Raw genomic sequence first — 23073 nt, 5'->3', positions numbered from 1 at the left:
GGCGGACGATCGGTGGGCAAGCCCCCACCCGGCCGGTACAGTCCAGCCCTGTGACCACCCGGCTTGCCGACATCGCCGCGCAGGCGGGGGTGAGCGAAGCGACGGTCAGCCGGGTCCTCAACGGGAAGCCGGGCGTCGCCGCCACCACCCGCCAGTCCGTGCTGGCCGCGCTCGACGTCCTCGGCTACGAGCGTCCGGTGCGCCTGCGCCAGCGCAGCGAGGGGCTGGTCGGCCTGATCACCCCGGAGCTGGAGAACCCGATATTCCCCGCCCTGGCCCAGGTCATCGGCCAGGCGCTGACCCGCCAGGGCTACACCCCGGTGCTCGCCACCCAGACGCCGGGCGGCTCCACCGAGGACGAACTGACCGAGATGCTGGTCGACCGCGGGGTCGCCGGCATCATCTACGTCTCCGGACTGCACGCCGACACCACCGCCGACACCCAGCGCTACGAACGGCTGCGGGCGCGCGGGGTGCCGTTCGTCCTCGTGGACGGCTTCTCGCCCAAGGTGCAGGCCCCGTTCATCTCCCCCGACGACCGCGCGGCGATGCACCTGGCCGTCACCCACCTCGTCTCCCTCGGGCACACCCGGATCGGGCTGGCCCTCGGACCCAGGCGGTTCGTGCCCGTACAACGCAAGATCGAGGGCTTCGTGCGCACCGTCCAGGACCAACTGGGGCTGAGCGCCGAGACGGTGGAGCGCGACTTCGTCCAGCACTCGCTGTACACCCTGGAGGGCGGCCAGGCCGCCGCCGCGGCGCTCATCGGCCGGGACTGCACGGCGGTGGTGTGCGCGAGCGACATGATGGCGCTGGGCGCCATACGCGCCGCCCGGCAGCACGGCCTGGAGGTCCCCCGCGACATCTCGGTCGTCGGCTTCGACGACTCGCCGCTGATCGCCTTCACCGACCCGCCCCTGACCACCGTGCGCAAGCCGGTCCCCGCGATGGGACAGGCCGCGGTGCGGACCCTGCTGGAGGAGATCGGCGGCACGCCCGCGCCGCACAGCGAGTTCGTGTTCATGCCGGAACTGGTGGTGCGCGGTTCCACGGCCTCGGCACCGGGCGAGCGGCCCCGCCCCTGACCTCGGGGTCCGGCGCGCGCGTGCATCCCGGTCCGGTTGGAGGGATGATCGGTGGGGAAGGGGTTTTCTGGCAGACTTCATGCCTATGGGTGACGTGACCGTGACGACTTCGGAGGGCCCACGCGAGGGCGTTCCGCGGCCCGTCGGGGACCAGGGGCGACGGCGCCTCATGGACCGGCTGCGCACCCCCCGCCCGCCGCGGCTGTGGTTCGAGATCCTGCTGATCGCGCTGAGTTACTGGACGTACTCGGTCGTGCGCAACGCGGTGCCCGAACAGCGGGCGCAGGCGCTGCGCAACGCCGACTGGATCTGGCAGCTCGAGCGGCAACTCGGCACCGCCTTCGAGCTGTCGGTCAACCACGCGGTGAACTCGGTGACCTGGCTCATCATCGGGATGAACTACTACTACGCCACCCTGCACTTCGTGGTCACCCTCGGCGTGCTGGTGTGGCTCTACCGCCGCCACCCCGGCCGCTACGCGGCGACCCGGCTGGTGCTCTTCGCCACCACCGCCGTGGCGCTCGCCGGTTACTACCTGTATCCGCTCGCGCCGCCCCGGTTGATGAACGGCGGCCACTTCGTCGACACCGTGATGGTGCACGAGACCTGGGGCTCGATGGCCTCCGGCGACCTGAAGAACATGTCCAACCAGTACGCCGCGATGCCGTCGATGCACATCGGCTGGTCGCTGTGGTGCGGGCTGACCCTCTACGCCCTCGCCAGGGTGCCCTGGGTGAAGGTCCTCGGCCTGCTCTACCCGGCGCTCACCCTGGTGGTGATCGTGGCCACCGCCAACCACTTCTGGCTGGACGCGGTGGGCGGCCTGCTCTGCCTCGCCGTCGGCTACGCGGTGGCGTGGCTCTGGTACGGAAGGTGGCCGTACGCCCTGCCCCGGCGGGCACCGGCCCGGCAGCCTCGTCGAAAGGGCGCGGTACCGGCGTCGGGAAGACCGTAGGGCCCCGCCGGGCCGTGTGCCGCACGGCCCGCGCGGGGTCCGCCGGAGCCCGGCAGGTCCCCCGGACGCCCGTCACGCCCCGTAGAACAGCTCCTCGACCACCGTGCGCGCCAGCCGCGTCGTCCGCCGGTACGCCTCCAGCATGTCCCCGGCGTGACCGGGCCCGTAGCCCAGGTACCGGCCGACCGCCGCCAGATCGCGGCTGTCCGTGGGGAAGGTGTCGCCGGCCCGGCCGCGCACCAGCATCACCGCGTTGCGCACGCGGGTCGCCAGCACCCACGCCTCGTCCAGCGTGGCGGCGTGCTCCTCGGACACCAGCCCGGCCGCGCTCGCCGCCGCCAGCGCCTCGCGGGTCCGCGTGGTCCGCAGCTCCGGCACCTCGTGCGCGTGCCGCAACTGCGCGAGCTGCACGGTCCACTCCACGTCGGAGAGCCCGCCCGGCCCCAGTTTGGCGTGCAGCTTGGGATCGGTGCCGCGCGGCAGCCGCTCGGACTCCATCCGCGCCTTGAGCCGCCGGATCTCCCGTACGGACTCCTCCGTGAGCCCCCGCGCCGGGTAGCGCAGCGGGCCGGCCAGCTCCAGGAAGCGCCGGCCCAGCTCCTCGTCGCCGGCCACGAACTCCGCCCGCAGCAGCGCCTGCGACTCCCACACCAGCGACCAGCGCCGGTAGTACGCCTCGTACGACTTCAGGGTGCGCACCGGCGGACCCGACTTGCCCTCCGGGCGCAGGTCCGCGTCGACGACCAGCGGCGGGTCGGCGCTCGGCACCTGGAGCAGCCGGCGCATCTCGGCGACGACCCGGCCGGCGGCGTCGGCGGCCTCCCGTTCGTCCACGCCGTCGCGCGGCTCGTGCACGAAGAGCACGTCGGCGTCGGAGCCGTAGCCCAGTTCGTTGCCGCCGAAGCGGCCCATGCCGATGACCGCGAACCGGGTCGGCAGGGTGTCCCCCCAGCCCGCGCGGACCACCGCGCGCAGCGTGCCGGCCAGGGTCACCGCGGTCAGGTCGGACACGGCGGCGCCGACGCGGTCCACCAGGGCGCCCTGGTCGGCCTCGGCGGGCCGGGCCTCGGTGCCGTAGGAGCCGACGATGTCGGCGGCGGCGGTGCGGAACAGCTCGCGGCGGCGGACCCCGCGCGCCACCGTCACGGCCTGCACGGCGTCGTCGGCGCGGCGGACCGCGGCCAGCACCTCCTGTTCGAGCTGGGCCCGGCCGCGTGGCGCGAGGCCCGCCGCGGCGCCCTCGCCGAGCAGCGCCACCGCCTCCGGCGCCCGCATCAGCAGGTCGGGGGCGAGCCGCCCGGCCGACAGCACCCGGGCCAGGTTCTCGGCGGCGGCGCCCTCGTCGCGCAGCAGCCGCAGGTACCAGGGGGTCTTGCCGAGCGCGTCGGAGACCTTGCGGAAGTTGAGCAGGCCCGCGTCCGGGTCGGCGGAGTCCGCGAACCAGCCGAGCAGCACCGGCAGCAGCGTCCGCTGGATCGCCGCCTTGCGGGTGACGCCCGAGGCCAGCGCCTCCAGGTGCCGCAGGGCGGCGGCCGGATCGGCGTACCCGAGGGCCACCAGGCGCTCCCGGGCCGCCTCGGCGGACAGCCGGGTCTCGCCGGGCGCGAGCTGGGCGACCGCGTCCAGCAGCGGCCGGTAGAACAGCTTCTCGTGCAGCCGGCGCACCACGGCCGCGTGGCGCTTCCACTCCCGCGGCAGCGTCGTCACCGGGTCGGTGCGCAGGCCCAGCGAGCGGCCGAGGCGGCGCAGGTCGGCCTCGTCCTCGGGCACCAGGTGGGTACGGCGCAGCCGGTGGAGCTGGATCCGGTGCTCCATGGAGCGCAGGAAGCGGTACGCCTCGTCGAGCTGGGCCGCGTCCGCCCGGCCCACGTACCCGCCCGCGGCGAGGGCCTCCAGCGCGTCCAGCGTCGTCCCGCTGCGCAGCGCCGGGTCGCCGCGGCCGTGCACGAGCTGGAGGAGCTGCACCGCGAACTCGACGTCCCGCAGCCCGCCCGGCCCCAGTTTGAGCTGCCGGTCGACCTCGGCGGGCGGGATCGTCTCCACCACCCGGCGGCGCATCTTCTGCACGTCGGGGACGAAGTTCTCCCGTTCGGACGCCTGCCACACCAGCGGGCGGACGGCGGCCAGGTACTCCTCGCCGAGCGCCGCGTCGCCCGCCACCGGGCGGGCCTTGAGCAGCGCCTGGAACTCCCAGGTCTTCGCCCAGCGCTGGTAGTAGGCGAGGTGGCTGGCGAGGGTGCGCACCAGCGGCCCGTTGCGGCCCTCGGGGCGCAGGTTGGCGTCGACGGGCCAGATGGAGCCCTCGACGGTGGTCTCGGAGCAGATCCGCATCAGGTGCGAGGCGAGGCCGGTCGCCGCGCGCAGCGCGCCGCTCTCGTCGGCGCCCTCGGCGGGCTCCGCCACGAAGACGACGTCGACGTCCGAGACGTAGTTCAGCTCGTGGCCGCCGCACTTGCCCATGGCGATCACCGCCAGCCGGCACAGCGCGGCGTCCTCGGGCGCGGCGGCCTCGGCGAGGGCGAGGGCACGGCGCAGCGTGGCGGTGGCGAGGTCGGCCAGTTCGGCGGCGGTCTCGGCGACGTCGATGGTGCCGCACACGTCGCGGGCGGCGAGGGAGAGCAGGCAGCGCCGGTAGGCGACCCGCAGGGACACCGGGTCGTCGGCACCGGCGAGCCCGCTCTCGAACTCGGCGACGCCGGGGTGCAGGTCCCGCGGCTCGTACGTGACCAGGGCCCGCCAGTCGCCGCAGTGCCGGGCGAGGTGGTCGCCGAGCGCCTCGGAGGCGCCCAGCACGCCCAGGAGGCGGTCGCGCAGCGGTTTGGCCGCTATCACCGTGTCCAGCAGCTCCCGGCGGGCGGCGGGCTCGGGCTGGGCCTCCAGCAGCCGCACCAGTTGGCGCAGGGCGAGGTCGGGGTCGGCGGTGGCGCCCAGTGCCTCCAGCAGGACCGGGTCGTCGCGGACGGCGGCCACCTCGGGGGCGTCGAGCAGCCGCTCGGCGGCGGAGGGGTCGGTGAAGCCGTGCCGGAGCAGCCGCGTGAAGGTACTGCTCCTGCGTCCCGGCGCCGCCATCTGGGCCTCCCTGTCACCCACCGGCCCCCGGCCGGCCCACGCGATACGTTCCCGAGCCTAGCGGCCTCGGCGGCCCGCACCCGGGCGACGACGGGGCCGGGGCCCGCGTCGGGGCCGGGCGCGGGGGCGCCCCACGTCGGGGCCGGAGTGTGCGGGCGTCCTGGCCGGGTGCGCGGGGCTCGCGTCCGGGCGGGGGGCCCGGGGCCCGCGTCGGGGCCGGGGCGCGGGCCGCCGGCGCCGGCGTGGCTCAGCCGGACTCCCGCCAGCGGTTGGTGATGGGCAGACGGCGGTCCTTGCCGAAGCCCTTGGGCGAGATCTTGGTGCCCGGCGGGTACTGGCGGCGCTTGTACTCCGCGGTGTCGACCATCCGCAGCGTCTTCGTCACCAGCTCCGCGTCGTACCCGGCGGCGACGATCTCGTCGGCGCCCCGGTCCCGGTCCACGTACAGCTCCAGGATCGCGTCGAGCACCGGGTAGTCCGGCAGCGAGTCGGTGTCCACCTGGCCGGGCCGCAGCTCGGCGCTGGGCGGCTTGGTGATCGAGTTCTCGGGGATCGGCGGGGTCTCGCCGCGCGCGGCCGCCGAGCGGTTGCGCCACTCGGCGAGGCGGAAGACCCACGTCTTGTAGACGTCCTTGATGGGGCCGAAGGCGCCCACCGAGTCGCCGTAGAGGGTGGAGTAGCCCACCGCCAGCTCGGACTTGTTGCCCGGGGCGAGGACGATGTGGCCCTCCTGGTTGGAGATCGCCATCAGCGTCGTCCCGCGCAGCCGTGACTGGAGGTTCTCCTCGGCGAGGCCGGTCAGCCCCAGCGCCCCCATGAACGCGTCGAACATCGGCTCGATGGACACGGTGCGGTAGTGCAGGCCGGTGCGGCGGGCCAGCTCGGCCGCGTCGTCCCTGGAGTGCTGGGAGGAGTACTTGGACGGCATCGACACGCCGTACACGTTCTCCGCGCCCAGCGCGTCGCAGGCGATCGCGGCGACCAGCGCCGAGTCGATGCCGCCGGAGAGGCCGACGAGCACCGAACGGAAGCCGTTCTTCGCGGCGTAGGCGCGCAGGCCGGTGACGAGCGCCGCGTAGACCTCGGCGTCGTCGTCGAGGCGCGGCCCCTGCCCGCCGGCGGGCTCGGGCGCGTGGGCGGGCAGCGGACCGCCGGAGAGCACGACGCGGTCGATGCGCAGCCCGTCGTCCACCACCCCGCCGGGGGCGTCCGGGTCGGCGGCCGGCAGGTCGAGGTCGACCACCAGGCACTCCTCGGCGAACTGCGCGGCCCGCGCCAGCACGGCGCCGTCCCGGTCGACGACGATGGAGTCGCCGTCGAAGACCAGCTCGTCCTGGCCGCCGGTCAGGGCCAGGTAGGCGGTGGTGCACCCGGCCTCCTGGGCACGCTTGCGCACCAGCTCCAGCCGGGTGTCGTCCTTCTCCCGCTCGTACGGGGAGGCGTTGACGGAGAGCAGCAGCCCGGCCCGCGCCGAGCGCGTGGCGGGCACCCGGCCGCCGTCCTGCCACAGGTCCTCGCAGATGGCGAGGGCGACGTCGACCCCGTGCACCCGCAGCACCGGCAGGGTGTCGCCGGGGACGAAGTAGCGGTACTCGTCGAAGACGCCGTAGTTCGGCAGGTGGTGCTTGGCGAAGGAGAGGACCGCCTCCCCGCGGTGCAGCACGGCCGCCGCGTTGCGCGGGGCGCCGGCCGGGCGGCCGTACGCCGGCCGGTCGTGCGGGGCGCGGTCGAGGTAGCCGACGAGCACCGGCAGCTCGCCGAGGCCCTCGTCGGCGAGGCGTGCGGCGAGGGCGCGCAGGGCGGCGCGGGAGGCGTCCACGAAGGACGACCGCAGGGCGAGGTCCTCGACGGGGTACCCGGTCAGCACCATCTCCGGGAACGCCACGAGGTGCGCTCCCCGCTCGGCGGCGCGGCGGGTCCAGCGGACGACCGACTCCGCGTTCCCGGCGAGGTCGCCGACGCGGGCGTCGATCTGGTTCAGGGCGAGTCGTAGTTGGGGCACGCGCCCAGTGTAATCGTCACTCCGACACGATGGGCTGACGCGGCGGGGCCCGAAGGCACGGCGCGGCGGGGCGGCGCGGCGGGTCCACCGGGCGGTGCGCCGTACGGGGCGGCGCCGCAGGAATGGCCCGACCGAACCGGTGGCCTCTACCCTGCGGTGAGAGCGGTGCACCGAAGGGGCGCGCCCGGACGGGACCCACCCGGACGGCTCCCCGGAGCCGTCCGCCCGTGCGGCACGCGGTCATCGCCGGCGCCCGGTCCGGGGCCGCGCGGCCGGCCGAGGTCCGCAACGCGACGGCAACACCGCTGTGGTGTGATGCTCGGGTGCCCGACCGCCTCCCGCCGTACCGGAGACAGGCGGTCTGACCAGCGAGGATGGGGAAGCGGAAGATGGACAAGCAACAGGAGTTCGTGATCCGGACGCTGGAGGAGCGCGACATCCGGTTCGTGCGCCTGTGGTTCACGGACGTGCTGGGCTTCCTCAAGTCGGTGGCCGTGGCCCCGGCCGAGCTGGAGCAGGCGTTCGACGAGGGCATCGGCTTCGACGGCTCCGCCATCGAGGGCTTCGCCCGGGTCTACGAGTCCGACATGATCGCCAAGCCGGACCCGTCGACGTTCCAGGTGCTGCCCTGGCGGGCGGAGGCCCCCGGCACGGCCCGGATGTTCTGCGACATCCTCATGCCGGACGGCTCGCCGTCCTTCGCCGACCCGCGCTACGTCCTCAAGCGCGCGCTGGCCCGCACCTCCGACCTGGGCTTCACCTTCTACACGCACCCGGAGATCGAGTTCTTCCTGCTGAAGGACAAGCCGGTGGACGGCACGGTGCCGACGCCCGCCGACAACTCCGGGTACTTCGACCACACCCCGCAGAACATCGGCATGGACTTCCGCCGCAAGGCCATCACCATGCTGGAGTCGATGGGGATCTCGGTGGAGTTCTCCCACCACGAGGGCGCCCCGGGCCAGCAGGAGATCGACCTGCGGTACGCGGACGCGCTCTCCACGGCCGACAACATCATGACCTTCCGCCTGATCATGAAGCAGGTCGCGCTGGAGCAGGGCCTGCAGGCCACGTTCATGCCGAAGCCCTTCTCGGAGCACCCCGGCTCGGGCATGCACTCGCACCTGTCGCTCTTCGAGGGCGACCGCAACGCCTTCTACGAGTCCGGCGCGGAGTACCAGCTCTCCAAGATCGGCCGTTCCTTCATCGCGGGCCTGCTGCGGCACGCGGCGGAGACCTCGGCGGTCACCAACCAGTGGGTCAACTCCTACAAGCGCATCTGGGGCGGCTCCGAGCGCACCGCCGGCGCGGGCGGCGAGGCCCCCTCGTACATCTGCTGGGGCCACAACAACCGCTCGGCGCTGGTCCGGGTGCCGATGTACAAGCCCGGCAAGACCGGCTCCGCGCGGGTCGAGGTCCGTTCCATCGACTCCGGCGCCAACCCGTACCTGACCTACGCGGTGCTGCTGGCGGCCGGTCTGAAGGGCGTCGAGGAGGGCTACGAACTCCCGCCGGGCGCCGAGGACGACGTGTGGGCCCTCTCCGACGCGGAACGCCGCGCGCTGGGCATCGAGCCGCTGCCGCAGAACCTGGGCGAGGCCCTCGCCCTGATGGAACGCAGCGACCTGGTCGCCGAGACCCTCGGCGAGCACGTCTTCGACTTCTTCCTCCGCAACAAGCGCCAGGAATGGGAGGAGTACCGCTCCCAGGTCACGGCCTTCGAACTCCGCAAGAACCTGCCGGTGTTGTAGGCGCGAGTCCGGGACGGGTTCCCCGCCGGTCCGGCGGCCGGGGCCGACGTCCGCGGAGCGCCGGCCCCGTGGCGCCTCACCCTCCCGGACCCGCCTCCGGGCCGCCGGCGCCGGATCGGCGCCCTCCTCCCGGCCGCCCGGTGAACGGCACCCGCCGCGTCACCGGACGTCCGTCCCCGCGCAGCCCGGCAGGGCGCCCGGGACCGGCGAAGACTCCTTCACGCGGCGCTCGGCAGGCGGCCGGAAGGCCGACGGGCTCCCCACCGCGCCGGGCCGTGGGTTCTCGTGCACCCAGGCAGTCGGCTCCCTGGAACCCGGCTCTCTCTCCTGGTCAACGGCACGGTCGATGCCGGCAAGGCGTCGGTGGCTGAGAACGTGGGCGACCCTCTCGCCGACAGAACACGCAAGATGCCCTTTTCGCACGGAAAAGCAGCGAAAATTGAGCAGCACCCCAAACCAAGTGAAATGAACCTGTGCGCTGTTCTTAAATCCCATTGCTCATCGAACGGACAATCGACTAAGGTGCTGCATGCGCTCGGTCGCTGGGGGGGTGGAGAAGCGAGCGTATTTTTATTTCCGGGGGGCTTCTTTCTGCATGCAGCACTCACTTTTCTGCATGCCCATTTTCCCCTTCCTGGCGACTCCCATCGGATTACCGTCCACACCGTCACCCGCAACTGGGAAGGATGAGAAAGATGGGTACGCCCACTCACACGTCTACTGTTTCCGGACGCAGGATGCGCCGCCTCGCAACGGTACTGGGTGGTTCTGCAGCACTTTCCCTCGCGATCGCACCATCAGCCTTCGCGGAAGGGAACTTCTCCAGCTCGATAAGCGGAGCTGCCACTGGCTTCAATTCGCGCTGGTGGGACGACAGGAACCAGGACAGCAGCGACACCGTCATCAAGTTCACGGGATGCACGACGACGTCAGGTCCTGCCTTCAAGAGCGTGACAGTCCAGCTCACGCGCTACCGTCCGGTGATTTCGGATGTGAACGAGGGTCAGAAGACCTTCACCGCCTGCGCCAACGGCGGGACGTCCACCGGTAACTGGGGCCGCAAGCAGGCCGCCGAGTACCGCTTCGCCCTGATGAAGATCAACGGAAGCAGCTCCGGACACTGGATGAGCGTCAGGACCGTCGGTGTTTGGTACTGAGTGAGTAGTTGGGTGACCGCCCTCCGCTAGGGTGGTCACCCATCCTCGCAGAAGGACTCCGATGCCCATCTCCTATGTGGACTGTTCCTTCGGCTATCGCCGGGGGGTTCCCGTTGTCTCTTCGCTCGACTTCACCTTCCCGACGGGGAACACGGTTTTCCTCGGGCCGAACGGAGCCGGGAAGAGCACATTACTGAAACTTGCCGCGTCCGCGCTGTCACCGACCTCGGGAACAGTCGGCTACGCGGGACTTGAGACCGGTTCCCGCCGGGCCCTGAGGGAATACCGGCGCAGAATCGCGTGGATGCCCCAGAACATCGAATGCGTCGCGGGACTGACGGCGCGTGAGCAGGTCGCCTACGTCGGCTGGCTCAAGGGGCTTTCCAAAGCAGCCGCATGGGAGAAGGCCGAAAGCGCCCTCACCCGCGTGGAGCTGGGAAAACACGTGGACCGGAAGGTGTCCGAACTGTCCGGTGGGCAACTCCGCCGGGTGGGTGTGGCTCAATCGCTCGTGCACGATGCGGAGGTTCTCCTGCTGGACGAGCCAACGGCGGGCATGGACCCGCGCCAGCGCAGAGTCTTTCACGATGTCCTGGAGCAACTGCGGGGCCACGTCGACGTGGTGCTGTCCACACACGACGTAGCCGATCTCGAATCCGCCTACGACTCGGTTGTGGTCCTGCTGGACGGCGAGGTCGAGTTCCACGGTGCCATCCCGGAATTCCTTGCCATGGCCCCGCCCGGCACCCCGCCCGGCCGCCTCGCCGAGGCTGCCTACCACGCGCTGACGGAGAGTGGGTCGCTGTGCGATTCCTGACCGCCCTCCGGGCCTCCTCCGTCAAGTGGGCGGCCTTGTTCCTGCTCCCGGCCACCTGGTTCCTGGTCATCGAATGGGCGCGCTTCGCCGAGCGGGGGTTCGGTACCGCGGTCGCCGAGGCGGCGGCGTTCCCGGTGTTCGCGGTAGCCGCCGTGTGCTCGGCATGCGCGGCGTGGGAGGCCGGACGGCTGCGGCGATCCCAGGTGTGGGGGCTGGCCCCGGTACGAGGGCGGCTGCGGATCGCCGCCGACGCCATGGTCCCCGTACTGGCTCTCGCCGTCGCGGCCCTTGCCGTCGGCCTGCTGGCCGCGTCCGTGGCCCTGGGGACCCCGCCCAACAGCGCGGGGATGCCGCCGTTGGCGTCGGGCGCCCTGGTGGCACTGTCCTATGCGGTCCTGGGGTTCGGGGTGGGCAGCGTGACGCCCCGGGTCGTCGGCGCTCCGCTGATGCTCATCGGCGTGTACGTGTGGATGACCGTTCCGGCGTCGTCCAACGTCATGTGGGTCCGGCACCTGTCCGGCATGCAGATCACGTCGTCGACCGTCACGGACTCCGTCGCACCGGCGGCCTTCGCCGCGCCGGTGCTGCTCGGCGCCTCCGCGGCAGCCGGCCTCATGCTGCTGGTGTCGGGCGCCGGCAGCAGAATCCTTCGTGCCGTCCCGGCGGTCTGCTGCGCCCTGGCCGGGTCACTGACGGCCTACCTCCTGGTGGCGGACTGGGGGCCGGATGCGCCGACGACGCCCCGAACGGGGGCGACCGTCTGCGCGCGGTCCGGTCCACGGATCTGCGTACCGCGTGAATACGCCGCCGACATTCCGCGAGTTCACCGAACCGCCACCGATGTGCTGGCGCGTCTGGAGACCGTGGGACTAGGCCGTCCGCTGACGTTGGCGCTCGTCTCCAGGGACACGGCCGTCTCACCGACCACCTGGCGATTCGATCCGCATCCGGACCAGGACGACACGGCTTTGCGCAGCGTCATCGCGTGGAGCGCGATGCCCGACGTGCCGGACTGCTTCGCTCACGATGACGGGTACACGGGCAGCGATGCGGAAATCAGAGCCTGGCTGCTACTCGTTTCGGGCATCGGCGAGGAGCAGGTGTCGTCCGCGATGGACGCCACGCGGGTCCAAGCCGCGGCCAAGGCGCTCGCCCTTCCGCCGGCGGCTCAGGCCGACTGGTTCCGGGCGACCGTCACGGCGTTGAGGTCCTGCGCGCCCACTCCCGAACCCGCGAGCAGGGCGTCGTGAGCCTGTGGTTCGGCACGAGGCGGTGGTGGGTCGCGGGGATCGGCCTCCTGGTGTTCTTCCTCGGGGCGGTACTGGCAGGAGAGCGCCAGGCCGTTGTACCGGCCTTCACCCCGATCGGCTCGGCCACGGTCAAGCTCATGCTCTTCCTCCCGGTACCGGTGTGCCTGAGTGTCCTGTACTGCCTGGAGAACGCCTTGGTCGCGGCCGAGCTGACGGCCATCCGCCGAACGGCCGCGTACGACCGGGCCGCCCTCGTGACCGCGGGGGTTCTGGCGCAAGTCGCCGCCGCCCTCTGCGGGTTGCTCGTCCAGACTCCGACAGCACAGGCGGCCGGAAGAAACGTCCTCTTCCTCGTGGGGCTGATGCTCGCGACGCGCGCGGTGCTGGGGCCGCTCGCCGCGGGCGCGGTGTGCGTCGGCTGGCTCGTCCTCGTGACCCTGGTCGGTTACGGGGGTGATCTGCGCCCGCACGCCTGGACGGTGGTCCTCCGCGACTCCCACGACGTGCTGTCGGGTCTCGTCTCCTGCGCGCTCTTCGCCGTCGGCGTGGGCCTGGTGGGCAAGGGCCGGCGCCCCTCCCCCGTCGCCTGACGCCGGTACGCCGACGGGCGACGCGCCGGACGGTCCCCCTCGGCGGGGGCGGCCCGTCCGGCCGGGGGCGTGGGCGGCGATCACGCGGTCGCGCGGTCGCGTGGTCGCGGGCGGGGCGGGGCGGGGCGCGCCGGCGGTCCGCCGCGTACGAGGTGGCCGCCGCCAGGCCGAGGAGGGCCGGGGCCGTGCCGGCGAGCGCCTGGGAGGTGACGCCGAGGCCGGCGGCGAGGGCGAGGCCGCCGGTCCAGGTGGCCGATGGCGTTGGCGAGGTTGAAGGCGGCCTGGTTGGCGGCGGAGGCCGGCGAGGGGGCGGCCCGCGCCTTCTCCCTGACCGTGAGCTGGAGCGGGGCGCCGGTGGCGAAGGTGGCCGGCGGCCGGGAGCGTGATGTCCAGGTCGTCCGCGACCTCGGGCAGCAGCCCCATCATGACGAACTCGGTCGTGCCGATGCCGAAGGCGCCCACGGCGAGGGCGAGCAGGGCCAGGGGCATGAGGGGCGGGCCTTTCGGGAGCGGGATTCCGGACCGGACCGGCTCGGGCGGGGGCCCGGCCTCATGTTCCAGTGCGAAACAAAGTCACTCAGGCCGGGCCTCCGCCGGGTGACGCGGAGGTGTCCGGCGACCGCCCGTACGGCGCCTGCCTGGGGGTTCAGGAGGTCTCTGTGTCGACCTTCACCCGCGCGGCGATCGGCAGGTGGTCGCTTCCGGTCTGCGGAAGGGTCCAACTGCTCACCGGTTCCACCCCGGTGGTCAGGATCTGGTCGATACGGGCCATCGGGAAGGCCGCCGGCCAACTGAAGCCGAAGCCGTCGCCGGCGGCGCCCTGCGGGGAGCGCAGTTGGGAGGTGATGGCGTTCAGCGCGCGGTCGTTCATGGTGCCGTTGAGGTCGCCGAGGAGGATCTTGCGCGGCAGCGCCTCGTCGGCGATGGCCTCGCCGAGCGCGTCGGCGCTCTTGTCGCGCTGCCGGGCGGTGAACCCGGCCTCCAGCTTCACCCGGACGGAGGGCAGGTGGGCGACGTACACGGCGACCGGCCCGGAGGGGGTGGCGACGGTGGCGCGCATGGCGCGCTTCCAGCCGAGCTTGATGTCGACCGCCCGTACGTCGCTGATCGGGTACTTGCTCCACAGGCCGACCGTGCCGACCACCGCGTGGTGCTCGTAGGTCGTCGCCAGTGTCCGTTCGTAGACGGGGACGGCGGACGCCTTCAGCTCCTCCAGGGCGAGCACGTCCGCGCCGGAGTCGGCCACGGAGCGGGCGGTGCCGGACGGGTCGGCGTTGTCGGCGTTGACGTTGTGGGAGACGACCATGAGGTCCCCTCCGGTGCCGGTCTTGTCGAAGAGGAGGCCGCCGAAGAGGTCCAGCCACACGGCGACCGGCAGCACCAGGGCGATCAGCGCCGTGGCGGAACGGCGGACCAGCGCGATCAGCAGCAGGACCGGCAGGAGCAGACCGCACCACGGCAGGAAGGTCTCCGTGAGGCTGCCGAGGTTGCCGACCGCGTTCGGGATGCGCGAGTGCGCGGCCATCACCGCGGCCAGCCCCACGGCCACCGCCGCGGTGAGCAGGCCCCGGCGCCAGATCCGCCGGTCGCCGCGCCAGCCGTCGGTCAGCCTCCGCAACAGGCGCCGGAACCGGCCCCCCGGGCGCCCGGTTCCCGGACCGCCCCCGTCCGTCTCCGCCATGTACGCCTGCTGCGCCATACCGCTGCCTCACTGCCTGCCGTGCACACCGTCCGCCCCGTGCCTCAGCACCCTAGGCGATGATCGGTTCCGTTCCCGCCGCCGCGTGGCGGCCGTACGGGCACGATGACGTGCGGACCCGCGCCGGAAGTTCCGGACGTGCGCGCCGGGTGGGGCCTCTGTGACAGAACGCGCACATTCGCGCCCGTGCCGTTCCCCGCGGGACACTCCGGACGGGCCCCAGCCTCTCGTCTGGATCACCCCGGGCTCGCTGGGTCCGGCCTGATCCAACGAGAGACCCTAGCCGCGCCCCCGCCGCGGGTGCCACCATGGAGGGGATCCGGGGACGCCGTCAGGGCGCCTCGAGATGACATGAAGGAGCGTTGCCATGACGCAGCTTCCAGCTGCCCCGACGCCACAGCGTCCGCCCGCCGACGCCGGGAAGGCGCTGTACGGGGGCAAGAGCACCCGCCGCATCACCGTCCGCGACATCGCCGCCGCCAAGGAGCGCGGCGAGAAGTGGCCCATGCTCACCGCGTACGACGCGATGACCGCGTCCGTCTACGACGAGGCCGGCATCCCGGTGATCCTCGTGGGCGACTCCGCGGGCAACTGCCACCTGGGCTACGACACCACCGTGCCGGTGACGCTGGACGAGATGACCATGCTCTCCGCCGCCGTGGTCCGGGGCACGAGCCGTTCCCTGATCGTCGCCGACCTGCCCTTCGGCACGTACCAGGAGGGGCCCGTGCAGGCGCTGCGCTCGGCGATGCGGCTGGTCAAGGAGGCCGGGGCCGGGGCGGTCAAGCTGGAGGGCGGCGAGCGCTCGCACCGGCAGATCGAGCTGCTGGTGGAGTCCGGCGTCCCGGTGATGGCGCACATCGGCCTGACCCCGCAGTCCGTCAACGCCATGGGCTACCGCGTCCAGGGCCGCGGCGAGGAGGCGGCCCAGCAACTGCTGCGGGACGCCAAGGCGGTGCAGGACGCGGGCGCCTTCTCGGTGGTGCTGGAGCTGGTCCCGGCCGAGCTGGCCGCCGAGGTGACGCGCACCCTGCACATCCCCACCGTGGGCATCGGCGCCGGGGCCGGCACGGACGCCCAGGTGCTGGTGGGCACCGACATGCTCGGGCTGACCGGCGGCCGGGTGCCGAAGTTCGTCAAGAAGTACGCCGACCTGCGCCAGGTCATGGGCGACGCGGCGAAGGCGTTCGCCGAGGACGTCGTCGGCGGAACGTTCCCGCAGGAGGAGCACTCCGTCCACTGATCCACCGCGGTACGACGCCGGCCCCGCCGATCTTCCCCCGTCGGCGGGGCCGGCCCCTTCCCGCCTCCCGCGCCGCCGCCACGCGCCTCGCGGCGGCGCGGTGACGCCCGGCCGACGCCGGGACGTCACCCCGCGTGCCTACCGCGCCGCCCGGCTGTCGGCGGGATGTCGGCGGTTTGTCGGCGGGGCCTGGCACCGTCGTCGTCATGAAGGACATCGACGACGCCCCGACGGCCGCGGACGCCGCGGTCACCGTACGGGGACTGGTCAAGCACTACGGCGAGACCAAGGCGCTGGACGGGGTCGACCTGGACGTGCGCGAGGGCACCGTGATGGGCGTCCTCGGCCCCAACGGCGCCGGCAAGACCACCCTCGTGCGGATCCTGTCCACCCTCATCACCCCCGACGCGGGCCACGCCGTCGTCGCCGGGTACGACGCCGTGCGCCAGCCGCGCCAGTTGCGCCGGGTGATCGGGCTGACCGGACAGTACGCCTCCGTGGACGAGAAGCTCCCCGGCTGGGAGAACCTGTACCTGATCGGCCGGCTGCTCGACCTGCCCCGCAAGGAGGCCCGCGCCCGCGCCGGCGAACTGCTGGAGCGGTTCTCGCTGACCGAGGCCGCCAAACGGCCCGCCGCCACCTACTCCGGCGGCATGCGGCGCCGGCTGGACCTGGCCGCCTCCATGATCGGCCGTCCGGCCGTGCTCTTCCTCGACGAGCCGACCACCGGACTGGACCCGCGCACCCGCAACGAGGTGTGGGACGAGGTCAAGCGCATGGTCGGCGACGGCGTCACCGTGCTGCTCACCACCCAGTACATGGAGGAGGCCGAACAGCTCGCCTCCGAACTGACCGTGGTCGACCGCGGCCGGGTCATCGCCGGCGGCGGCATCGAGGAGCTGAAGGCCCGCGTCGGCGGGCGCACCCTGCGCATCCGCCCCGTCGACCCGGCCCATCTGCGCCCGCTCGCCGCCTTCCTGGACGAGTCCGGCCTCACCGGGCTCGCCACGGCGACGGTCGACACCCGGCGCGACGACGTCCTCGTCCCGATCCTCAGCGACGAGCAGCTCACCGCCGTGGTGGGCGCAGTCACCGCACGCGACATCACGCTCGCCTCCATCACCACCGAACTGCCCAGCCTGGACGAGGTCTTCCTGTCCCTCACCGGCCACCGCGCCGGTGCCGCGCAGGACTCCGCGCCCGCCGAGACCCGCGAGGAGGCCACCGTATGAGCGCCGCCACCCTGACCGCCCCGACGAACGCGCCCGACGCCCGCATCCCGCTCCGCGCGCACCTGCGGCACACCGGCGCCCTGGTCCGGCGCAACCTGCTCTGGATCCGGCAGGACCCGGAGTCGATGTTCGACGCCCTGCTCTTCCCGATCGTCTTCACGCTGCTGTTCGTCTACGTCTTCGGCGGCTCCATCGGGCAGGCGCTCGGCGGCGGCCAGGACCAGTACGTGCAGTACGTGGTGCCCGGACTGATGGCCATGATGGGCATGAACATGGCCATGGGGGTCGGCACCGGGTTCAACACCGACTTCAACTCCGGCGTGATGGACCGCTTCCGGTCCCTGCCGATCGGGCGCGGCTCGGTGCTCTTCGCCAAGATCGCGGTGGAACTGCTGCGGATGCTGTTCGCCACCGCGGTGCTGATGATCGTCGCCGTGCTGGTCGGCTTCGACATCACCGACTGGCCGGGACTGCTGGCCTCGGTGGGGCTGTCCGCGGTCTTCGGCTCGTCCGTGATGTGGGTCTTCCTCACCCTCGGCGTGGTGATGAAGAACGCCCAGTCGGTGCAGGCGATGGGCTTCCTGGTGCTGATGCCGCTCCAGTTCGGCTCGTCCATCTTCGCCCCGCCCGGGTCGATGCCGGGCTGGCTGGAGGCGTTCACCCGCTACAACCCGCTCTCCACCCTCGCGGACGCCGCGCGCGGGCTGATGACGGGCGGCCCGGTCGCGCACAACCTGTGGATCACCCTGGGCTGGTCGGTGGCGCTCACCGCGGTCATGGCGCCGGTGGCCATCCACAAGTTCCGCACCAAGAGCTGACGGCCGGCTCAGACCAGGGCGGCGGCCTCCCGCGGGGACAGGCCGCCGCCCTCCGCGTACGCGGCCCGGTACGCCTCGGGGCCGAGCGCCCGTCCGGCGCGGCGCACGGCGCGGGCGCGGGCGTCCCGCTCCTGGGCGGACAGCACGTGGCGCGGCGGCAGCGCCGCGTCGGCGGCACCGATCAGCCGGGCGGCGTCGCGGGCGCGGCTGCCTCCGTCGACGCGGGCGAGGGCGGCGGCCGCGACGGTGAGGTAGGCGGAGCGCATGTTGGGGGCGAAGGTCGCGGACAGCGGGTCCTCCGCGAGCCGCAGCACCCGCCGGGACTTGACGAGGCACTCCTCGTCGAGCCCCTCCAGGGTGTCCAGCCAGGCTTCGATGGCGAGGATCACGGCGTCGAAGACGACGAAGTGGGAGATGGCGAACTCCTCGCGCACCAGCCGCACCTGTTCACGGGCCTCGGCGGTCCGGCCGGTCATGCCGAGCCGTACGGACAGGAAGAGCCGGGCGGCGGGCATCGCCCCGTTGTGGATCATGCCGCGCGCCCGGTCGACGACGTCGCGCAGGACGCGTTCGCCCTCCTCGCCCCGGCCCGCCTCCAGCAGGGCGCTGCCGAGCCGGGCGCCGAGGACGGCCACCTGGGCGGGGGCGCCGAGGCGTTCGGCGTGCTCGGCGGCGGCCTCGTAGTCGGCGGCGGCGAGCAGGTAGGCGCCCTCGCGCTCACGGGCCTCGGCACGGGCGGAGAGGGCCTCGGCGGCGCCCCAGGCGTCCCCGAGGCGGCGGTAGATCGCCAGGGACTCGTCGGCGTCGCGGCCCGCGTCGCCCGCCCAGTCGGTGCGGTTGGCGAACAGGTTGGCGCGCATCTGGAGGGCGCCGGCCAGTTCCCAGTCGTAGCCGGGGGTGGCGCGGCAGGTGGCGACGGCGGCGTCCGCGATCACGCGCAGCCGGGGCATGTCGCCGCTGAGCATCACCGCGAAGAACCAGAACAGGCCGGGGCTGACGCAGGTCTGGGGCATGCCCGGTTCGTAGGTGCGGGCGATGGCGCGCAGCTTCTCCTTGGCCCGCGGGGTCTGCCAGGCGTCCAGTTCGGTGTCCATGCAGGCCAGGTGGGCCAGGTGGACGCCGCGCCGGGCCTCGGCGAGGACCTCGCCGGTCATCGGGGGCGGCGCGGCCGTGCACCGCTCCCACACCGGCCGGGCCGGCACGACCGGTTCGGCGAAGGGGTCGGGGCCGAGCGCCATCACCTCCGCGAACCAGGTGCGCGACTCCACGCGCAGGTCGCGGATCTGCCAGTACCAGACCAGGGACAGGGTGAGGCTCAGCGCCTCCTGCTCGTCGCGTTCGGCGAGGGCGTGGCGCAGGGCGGTGCGCAGGTTCTCGTACTCGCGCTCCAGCCGGGCGATGGCGGCCAGTTGGCGGGATCCGCGCAGCAACGGGTCGGTGGTGCGGGCGAGTTCGCGGTAGTGGGTGAGGTGCGCGCGGGCGGCGGCGGCGCGTCCGCCGCTCTCGTCGAGGCGTTCGGCGGCGTACTCGGCGACGGTCTCCAGGAGCCGGTAGCGCATGCCGTCGCCGGACTCGGCGTCCGGTACGGGGGCGGCGACGACGAGGGACTTGTCGACGAGGGAGCCGAGGGCGTCCAGGGCGGCGGGACCGCAGACGGCCTCGGCGGCGGCCAGGTCGCAGCCGCCGGCGAAGACGGAGAGGCGGCGCAGCACCTCGCGTTCGTCCTCGTCGAGCAGGTCCCAGGACCAGTCGACGACCGCGCGCAGGGTCTGCTGGCGGGGGCGGACGGTGCGGCTGCCGGAGGTGAGCAGGCGGAAGCGGTCGTCGAGCCGGTCGGCGATCTGGCGGGGGGTGAGCATCCGCAGCCGGGCGGCGGCCAGTTCGATGGCGAGGGGCAGTCCGTCGAGGCGGCGGCAGATCTCGGCGCACGCCTCCGGGTCGTCCTCGGTGCGGAAGCCGGGCCGCGCGGCGGCGCCCCGGTCGGCGAGCAGCCGCAGCGCGGCCGGTTCGGAGAGCGGTTCGACGGGGCGCAGCAGTTCGCCGGGGACGCCGAGGGGTTCGCGGCTGGTGGCGAGGACGGTCAGGCCGGGGCAGCGGGCGAGCAGTTCCTCGGTGAGGCGGGCGGCGGCCTCGACGACGTGTTCGCAGTTGTCCAGGACGATCAGCAGGCGGCGCGGGCCGCAGTGCTCGACGAGGCGTTCGACGGCGGTGGCCCGCCGGTCGGCGACGGCCCGCAGTTCCTCGGCGCCGGCGCCGAACAGCACGGTCTCGCGGGCGCCGACGGCGGTCAGGACGGCCTCGGGCACGGCGTCGGGGTCGTCGACGGGGGCGAGTTCGGCGAGCCACACCCCGTCGCGGGCGGCGGGCCCGGCGTGCTCGGCGGCCTCCTGGGACAGGCGGGTCTTCCCGGAGCCGCCGGGGCCGAGGAGGGTGACCAGGCGGGTGGCGGCCAGGTCGGCGCGGAGCGCCTGGAGGTCGGCGTCGCGGCCGACGAAGGAGGTGAGGCGGGCGCGGAGGTTGCCGCGGGGGCGGGTGTCCCGCGGTGCGGGGGCCGGGGCGGGCGGCGCGTTCCCCGCCGGGGGGCCGAGGAGCCCGGCGTGCAGGGCGCGCAGTCCGGGGCCGGGGCCGGTGCCGAGCCGGTCGGCGAGCAGGCGCCGTACGGCCTCGTAGCCGGCGAGGGCCTCGGCGGTGCGTCCGGTGTCGCGCAGGGCGCGCAGCCGCAGGGCCTGGAGGGGTTCGTCGAGGGGGTGGCCGTCGCACAGGGCGGTCAGCTCGGGCAGCGACTCCTCGGCCCGGCCGAGGTCGAGGGCGGCGGTGTGGCGGGCGCGCAGCACGTCCAGGCGCCGGGTCTCCCGGCGGGCCGCCTCGGCGGCGCGGTCGGGCAGGTCGGCGAGGGCGGGGTCGCGCCAGAGGGCGAGGGCGTCGTCCAGGATCTCGGCGGCCTTGGCGGGGTCGCCGTCGGCCAGGGCGCGGGTGCCCTCGCCGGCCAGCCGCTCGAAGCGGTGCAGGTCGACGTCGTCGGGGGCGGAGGCGAGCCGGTAGCCGCCGTCGGCGGAGGCGACCGCGTCGGGGCCGAGCGTCCGGCGCAGCCGGCCGACCAGTGCCTGGAGGGCGCCGGTCGCGTCGGCGGGCGGGTCCGCGCCCCAGACCTCCTCGACCAGCAGTCCGGCGGGCACGGTGCGGCCGGGCCGCAGGGCGAGGACGGTGAGCAGGGCACGCAGCCGCGCCCCGCCGACCGGGACGGCGGTGCCGTCGGTGCGGAGTGCCTGGGTCGTGCCGAGGATGCGGTAGCGCACGGGGTCCATTGTCACCGCCCGCGTCGCGCCCGGTCACGGGGTTTCCGCGGTGCGGCGCCCCGCGGGGCCGGCCGGGCCGGTGCGAGGCCGGCGCGGGGCGGGCGGCGGGGCGGGCACGCGGCCCCGTCGGCCCGGCGGCCGGGCCCTTTGGCGCCCTGCCGGCCCGGTCCCCGGGCGCTCGTCCCGACCGCCGCGTTCCGGCGCTCGCCCCGCGCCCGGTCGTCCGGGTACCGTCGTCGGTCCCCGGTCCGCAGCTCAGGAGCCCGCCCATGGCCAGCGTCCCCGTCCGCCCAGACGATCGGCGGGTCAGTCCCGTGTTCCTCGGGATCGCGGCCGTCGCCGCGGTGGCCGGGTGGGCCGCCTGGACCGGGTTCGGGGACGTGCCGGGGTTCGCGGTGTTCCTGTTCGTGACGGCCGCCTGGATCGTCTCGCTCTGCCTGCACGAGTACGCGCACGCCCGTACCGCCCTGCACGCCGGCGATCCCACGGTCGGCGCGAAGGGCTACCTCACCCTGAACCCGCTGACGTACACGCACCCCCTGCTCAGCATCGTGCTGCCGGTGGTGTTCGTGGCGCTGGGCGGGATCGGCCTGCCCGGCGGCGCCGTCTCCATCGAGCGCGGGCGGATCCGGGGGCGCCTGCGGCACAGCCTGGTCTCGGCCGCGGGGCCGCTGACGAACGTGCTGTTCGCCGTGGTGTGCACGGCCCCGTTCTGGCTGGACGCGCTGGACGGCGTGCCGCCCGCCTTCCGCTCCGCCCTCGCCTTCCTCGCCCTGCTCCAGGTCACGGCGGCGATCCTGAACTTCCTGCCGGTGCCGGGCCTGGACGGGTACGGCGTGGTCGAGCCCTGGCTCCCGCCCGGGGTGCGGCGGCAGGCCGAGCCGTTCGCCCGGTACGGCCTGCTCCTCGCGGTCGCGCTGCTGCTGTGGGTGCCGGTGGTCAACGGCGTGTTCTTCGACGTGGTGCACGCCGTCCTGTGCGGCCTCGGGGTCGACGAGTCCGCCTCGTCGTGCGGCTTCGCGCTCTACCGGTTCTGGGAGGACGGCGGTCTCTGCGCCGTCACCGGGTGACCGGCGCGCGGCGGGCGTCGCGGTCGCGCTTGACGTAGTACCAGCACATGTTGGACGTCAGGCCGGTCAGCAGGACCCAGACGACACCGATCAGCACGTGGCCCTGCGCGAAGGAGAGGACCGCGGCGGCCACGGCGAGCACGCAGACGATCAGGGCGTAGAGGGCGAGACGGGGCATGCGGGGGCTCCTGTCGGGGGACACGGCGGGCACTGCTGCGCCCTCCAGTGTCCCCCATGGCCTCATACGTCCGTCACGCGGAGCCCGGCGTGGGCCTTGTAGCGGCGGTTCACGGAGATCAGGTTGGCGACCAGCGACTCGACCTGGTGGGCGCCTCGCAGCCGGCCGGCGAAGACGCCGCGCATGCCGGGGATGCGGCCGGCGAGGGCCTGGACGGTCTCCACGTCGGCCCGCGCCTCGCCGAGCACCATCACGTCGGTGTCGATCTCGTCGATCTCCCGGTCCTGGAGCAGGACGGCCGACAGGTGGTGGAAGGCGGCGGTGACCCGGCTGTCGGGGAGCAGCGCGGCGGCCTGCTCGGCGGCGCTGCCCTCCTCGGGCTTCAGGGCGTAGGCGCCCTTCTTGTCGAAGCCGAGCGGGTTGACGCAGTCGACGACGAGCTTGCCGGCGAGTTCCGTGCGCAGCGACTCCAGGGTGGCGCCGTGGCCCTCCCAGGGCACGGCGACGATGACGAGGTCGCTGCGGCGGGCGGTCTCGGCGTTGTCGGCGCCCTCGACGCCCAGCCCGATGTCCGCGGCGGCGTCCCGGGCGCGCTCGGCGGCGCGGGAGCCGACGATCACCTTCTGGCCGGCGCGGGCGAGCCGGTAGGCGAGGCCCTTGCCCTGGGGGCCGGTCCCGCCGAGGACGCCGACGACGAGACCGGAGACGTCGGGCAGGTCCCAGGGGTCCTTGGCGGGGGCCTTCTGTGCAGCACTGTCGGAAGAGGTCATGCGCCCGACCCTACGTCCGCGCGGGCCCCGGCACCGGGTGCGGGGGCGGGCCGCCGGGGCCGGGCCGCGGGTCCCCGGTTCGGGGGAACCG

At 73.7% G+C, this 23073-nt stretch carries 18 protein-coding genes; 12 read left to right on the top strand and 6 right to left on the bottom strand.

Annotated elements, in window-relative coordinates:
* Positions 1–50 precede the first annotated feature (50 nt).
* Positions 51–1085, top strand: coding sequence for a LacI family DNA-binding transcriptional regulator (locus VM636_RS21925; RefSeq protein ID WP_030422405.1), 1035 nt, complete (start codon positions 51–53; stop codon positions 1083–1085).
* Positions 1086–1170: 85 nt separating this feature from the next.
* The gene (locus VM636_RS21920) at positions 1171–2040 is read left to right on the top strand and encodes a phosphatase PAP2 family protein (RefSeq protein ID WP_037859347.1); all 870 of its coding nucleotides are present in this window, start codon (positions 1171–1173) and stop codon (positions 2038–2040) included.
* 72 nt (positions 2041–2112) lie between these two features.
* Here the strand turns inward: VM636_RS21920 and VM636_RS21915 are convergent, their stop codons facing one another.
* The gene (locus tag VM636_RS21915; RefSeq protein ID WP_030422403.1) at positions 2113–5109 is read right to left on the bottom strand and encodes a bifunctional [glutamine synthetase] adenylyltransferase/[glutamine synthetase]-adenylyl-L-tyrosine phosphorylase; all 2997 of its coding nucleotides are present in this window, start codon (positions 5107–5109) and stop codon (positions 2113–2115) included.
* 247 nt (positions 5110–5356) lie between these two features.
* The gene (locus VM636_RS21910) at positions 5357–7111 is read right to left on the bottom strand and encodes an NAD+ synthase (protein ID WP_053912565.1); all 1755 of its coding nucleotides are present in this window, start codon (positions 7109–7111) and stop codon (positions 5357–5359) included.
* 389 nt (positions 7112–7500) lie between these two features.
* On the opposite strand from VM636_RS21910, the gene glnA reads away from it, so the two are divergent.
* The 6 genes from glnA (at position 7501) to VM636_RS21880 (ending at position 12676) form a co-directional block, all read left to right on the top strand.
* A complete protein-coding gene (gene glnA / locus VM636_RS21905; RefSeq protein WP_030422401.1) occupies positions 7501–8862 on the top strand; it encodes a type I glutamate--ammonia ligase in 1362 nt (453 codons plus the stop codon).
* Positions 8863–9225: 363 nt separating this feature from the next.
* The gene (locus tag VM636_RS21900; protein ID WP_159042087.1) at positions 9226–9552 is read left to right on the top strand and encodes a hypothetical protein; all 327 of its coding nucleotides are present in this window, start codon (positions 9226–9228) and stop codon (positions 9550–9552) included.
* A 5-nt stretch (positions 9553–9557) separates the two neighbouring features.
* Positions 9558–10019 carry a hypothetical protein gene (locus tag VM636_RS21895; protein WP_158786524.1) on the top strand — a complete coding sequence of 154 codons (462 nt, stop codon included), beginning with the start codon at positions 9558–9560 and terminating at the stop codon, positions 10017–10019.
* A gap of 61 nt (positions 10020–10080) precedes the next feature.
* On the top strand, positions 10081–10836 hold the full coding sequence (locus VM636_RS21890) for an ATP-binding cassette domain-containing protein (protein ID WP_030422400.1): 756 nt from the start codon (positions 10081–10083) through the stop codon (positions 10834–10836).
* A 35-nt stretch (positions 10837–10871) separates the two neighbouring features.
* Complete coding sequence (locus VM636_RS21885; protein WP_338485413.1) at positions 10872–12086, top strand: hypothetical protein; 1215 nt, start codon at positions 10872–10874, stop codon at positions 12084–12086.
* Entirely contained in the window at positions 12083–12676 is a 594-nt protein-coding gene (locus VM636_RS21880) for a hypothetical protein (RefSeq protein WP_053912564.1), read from the top strand. The genes VM636_RS21885 and VM636_RS21880 overlap by 4 nt, the downstream gene beginning before the upstream one ends.
* Before the next feature lie 646 nt (positions 12677–13322).
* Here the strand turns inward: VM636_RS21880 and VM636_RS21875 are convergent.
* Positions 13323–14375 (bottom strand): endonuclease/exonuclease/phosphatase family protein, encoded by a 1053-nt coding sequence (locus VM636_RS21875; protein ID WP_053912563.1) that lies wholly within the window; start codon positions 14373–14375, stop codon positions 13323–13325.
* A gap of 367 nt (positions 14376–14742) precedes the next feature.
* Between VM636_RS21875 and panB the strand changes: the two genes are divergently transcribed.
* From panB to VM636_RS21860, 3 genes are all read left to right on the top strand, one after another.
* The gene (gene panB, locus VM636_RS21870) at positions 14743–15618 is read left to right on the top strand and encodes a 3-methyl-2-oxobutanoate hydroxymethyltransferase (RefSeq protein WP_030422396.1); all 876 of its coding nucleotides are present in this window, start codon (positions 14743–14745) and stop codon (positions 15616–15618) included.
* 206 nt (positions 15619–15824) lie between these two features.
* Complete coding sequence (locus VM636_RS21865) at positions 15825–16850, top strand: ATP-binding cassette domain-containing protein (protein WP_030422395.1); 1026 nt, start codon at positions 15825–15827, stop codon at positions 16848–16850.
* Positions 16847–17668, top strand: coding sequence for an ABC transporter permease (locus VM636_RS21860; RefSeq protein WP_030422394.1), 822 nt, complete (start codon positions 16847–16849; stop codon positions 17666–17668). Before VM636_RS21865 ends, VM636_RS21860 begins: the two co-directional genes overlap by 4 nt.
* Before the next feature lie 8 nt (positions 17669–17676).
* Here the strand turns inward: VM636_RS21860 and VM636_RS21855 are convergent, their stop codons facing one another.
* Positions 17677–20973 (bottom strand): BTAD domain-containing putative transcriptional regulator, encoded by a 3297-nt coding sequence (locus tag VM636_RS21855; RefSeq protein WP_053912562.1) that lies wholly within the window; start codon positions 20971–20973, stop codon positions 17677–17679.
* A gap of 260 nt (positions 20974–21233) precedes the next feature.
* On the opposite strand from VM636_RS21855, the gene VM636_RS21850 reads away from it, so the two are divergent.
* Entirely contained in the window at positions 21234–22034 is an 801-nt protein-coding gene (locus VM636_RS21850; protein WP_030422392.1) for a site-2 protease family protein, read from the top strand.
* Here VM636_RS21850 and VM636_RS21845 read toward each other — a convergent pair.
* Together VM636_RS21845 and npdG are read right to left on the bottom strand one after the other, a co-directional pair.
* Positions 22024–22212, bottom strand: a complete 189-nt coding sequence (locus tag VM636_RS21845; RefSeq protein ID WP_030422391.1) for a hypothetical protein — start codon at positions 22210–22212, stop codon at positions 22024–22026. The two genes, VM636_RS21850 and VM636_RS21845, sit on opposite strands and share 11 nt — an antisense overlap.
* A gap of 62 nt (positions 22213–22274) precedes the next feature.
* Entirely contained in the window at positions 22275–22982 is a 708-nt protein-coding gene (npdG, locus tag VM636_RS21840) for an NADPH-dependent F420 reductase (protein ID WP_030422390.1), read from the bottom strand.
* Between the last annotated feature and the right edge of the window lie 91 nt (positions 22983–23073).

This window comes from Streptomyces sp. SCSIO 75703 (assembly GCF_036607905.1).
In the GTDB taxonomy this organism is placed as follows: domain Bacteria; phylum Actinomycetota; class Actinomycetes; order Streptomycetales; family Streptomycetaceae; genus Streptomyces.
The sequence above is the reverse complement of the archived record's forward strand: the minus strand, read 5'-3'. Positions and strand labels throughout refer to the sequence as shown.

Bases quoted from the DNA above. Each gene is read 5' to 3' on its own strand.
- VM636_RS21920 (WP_037859347.1), top strand. From the start codon at position 1,171: ATGGGTGACGTGACCGTGACGACTTCGGAGGGCCCACGCGAGGGCGTT.
- VM636_RS21915 (WP_030422403.1), bottom strand. From the start codon at position 5,109: ATGGCGGCGCCGGGACGCAGGAGCAGTACCTTCACGCGGCTGCTCCGG.
- glnA (WP_030422401.1), top strand. From the start codon at position 7,501: ATGGACAAGCAACAGGAGTTCGTGATCCGGACGCTGGAGGAGCGCGAC.
- VM636_RS21895 (WP_158786524.1), top strand. From the start codon at position 9,558: ATGGGTACGCCCACTCACACGTCTACTGTTTCCGGACGCAGGATGCGC.
- VM636_RS21890 (WP_030422400.1), top strand. From the start codon at position 10,081: ATGCCCATCTCCTATGTGGACTGTTCCTTCGGCTATCGCCGGGGGGTT.
- VM636_RS21875 (WP_053912563.1), bottom strand. From the start codon at position 14,375: ATGGCGCAGCAGGCGTACATGGCGGAGACGGACGGGGGCGGTCCGGGA.
- panB (WP_030422396.1), top strand. From the start codon at position 14,743: ATGACGCAGCTTCCAGCTGCCCCGACGCCACAGCGTCCGCCCGCCGAC.
- VM636_RS21865 (WP_030422395.1), top strand. From the start codon at position 15,825: ATGAAGGACATCGACGACGCCCCGACGGCCGCGGACGCCGCGGTCACC.
- VM636_RS21860 (WP_030422394.1), top strand. From the start codon at position 16,847: ATGAGCGCCGCCACCCTGACCGCCCCGACGAACGCGCCCGACGCCCGC.
- VM636_RS21855 (WP_053912562.1), bottom strand. From the start codon at position 20,973: ATGGACCCCGTGCGCTACCGCATCCTCGGCACGACCCAGGCACTCCGC.
- VM636_RS21850 (WP_030422392.1), top strand. From the start codon at position 21,234: ATGGCCAGCGTCCCCGTCCGCCCAGACGATCGGCGGGTCAGTCCCGTG.
- VM636_RS21845 (WP_030422391.1), bottom strand. From the start codon at position 22,212: ATGCCCCGTCTCGCCCTCTACGCCCTGATCGTCTGCGTGCTCGCCGTG.
- npdG (WP_030422390.1), bottom strand. From the start codon at position 22,982: ATGACCTCTTCCGACAGTGCTGCACAGAAGGCCCCCGCCAAGGACCCC.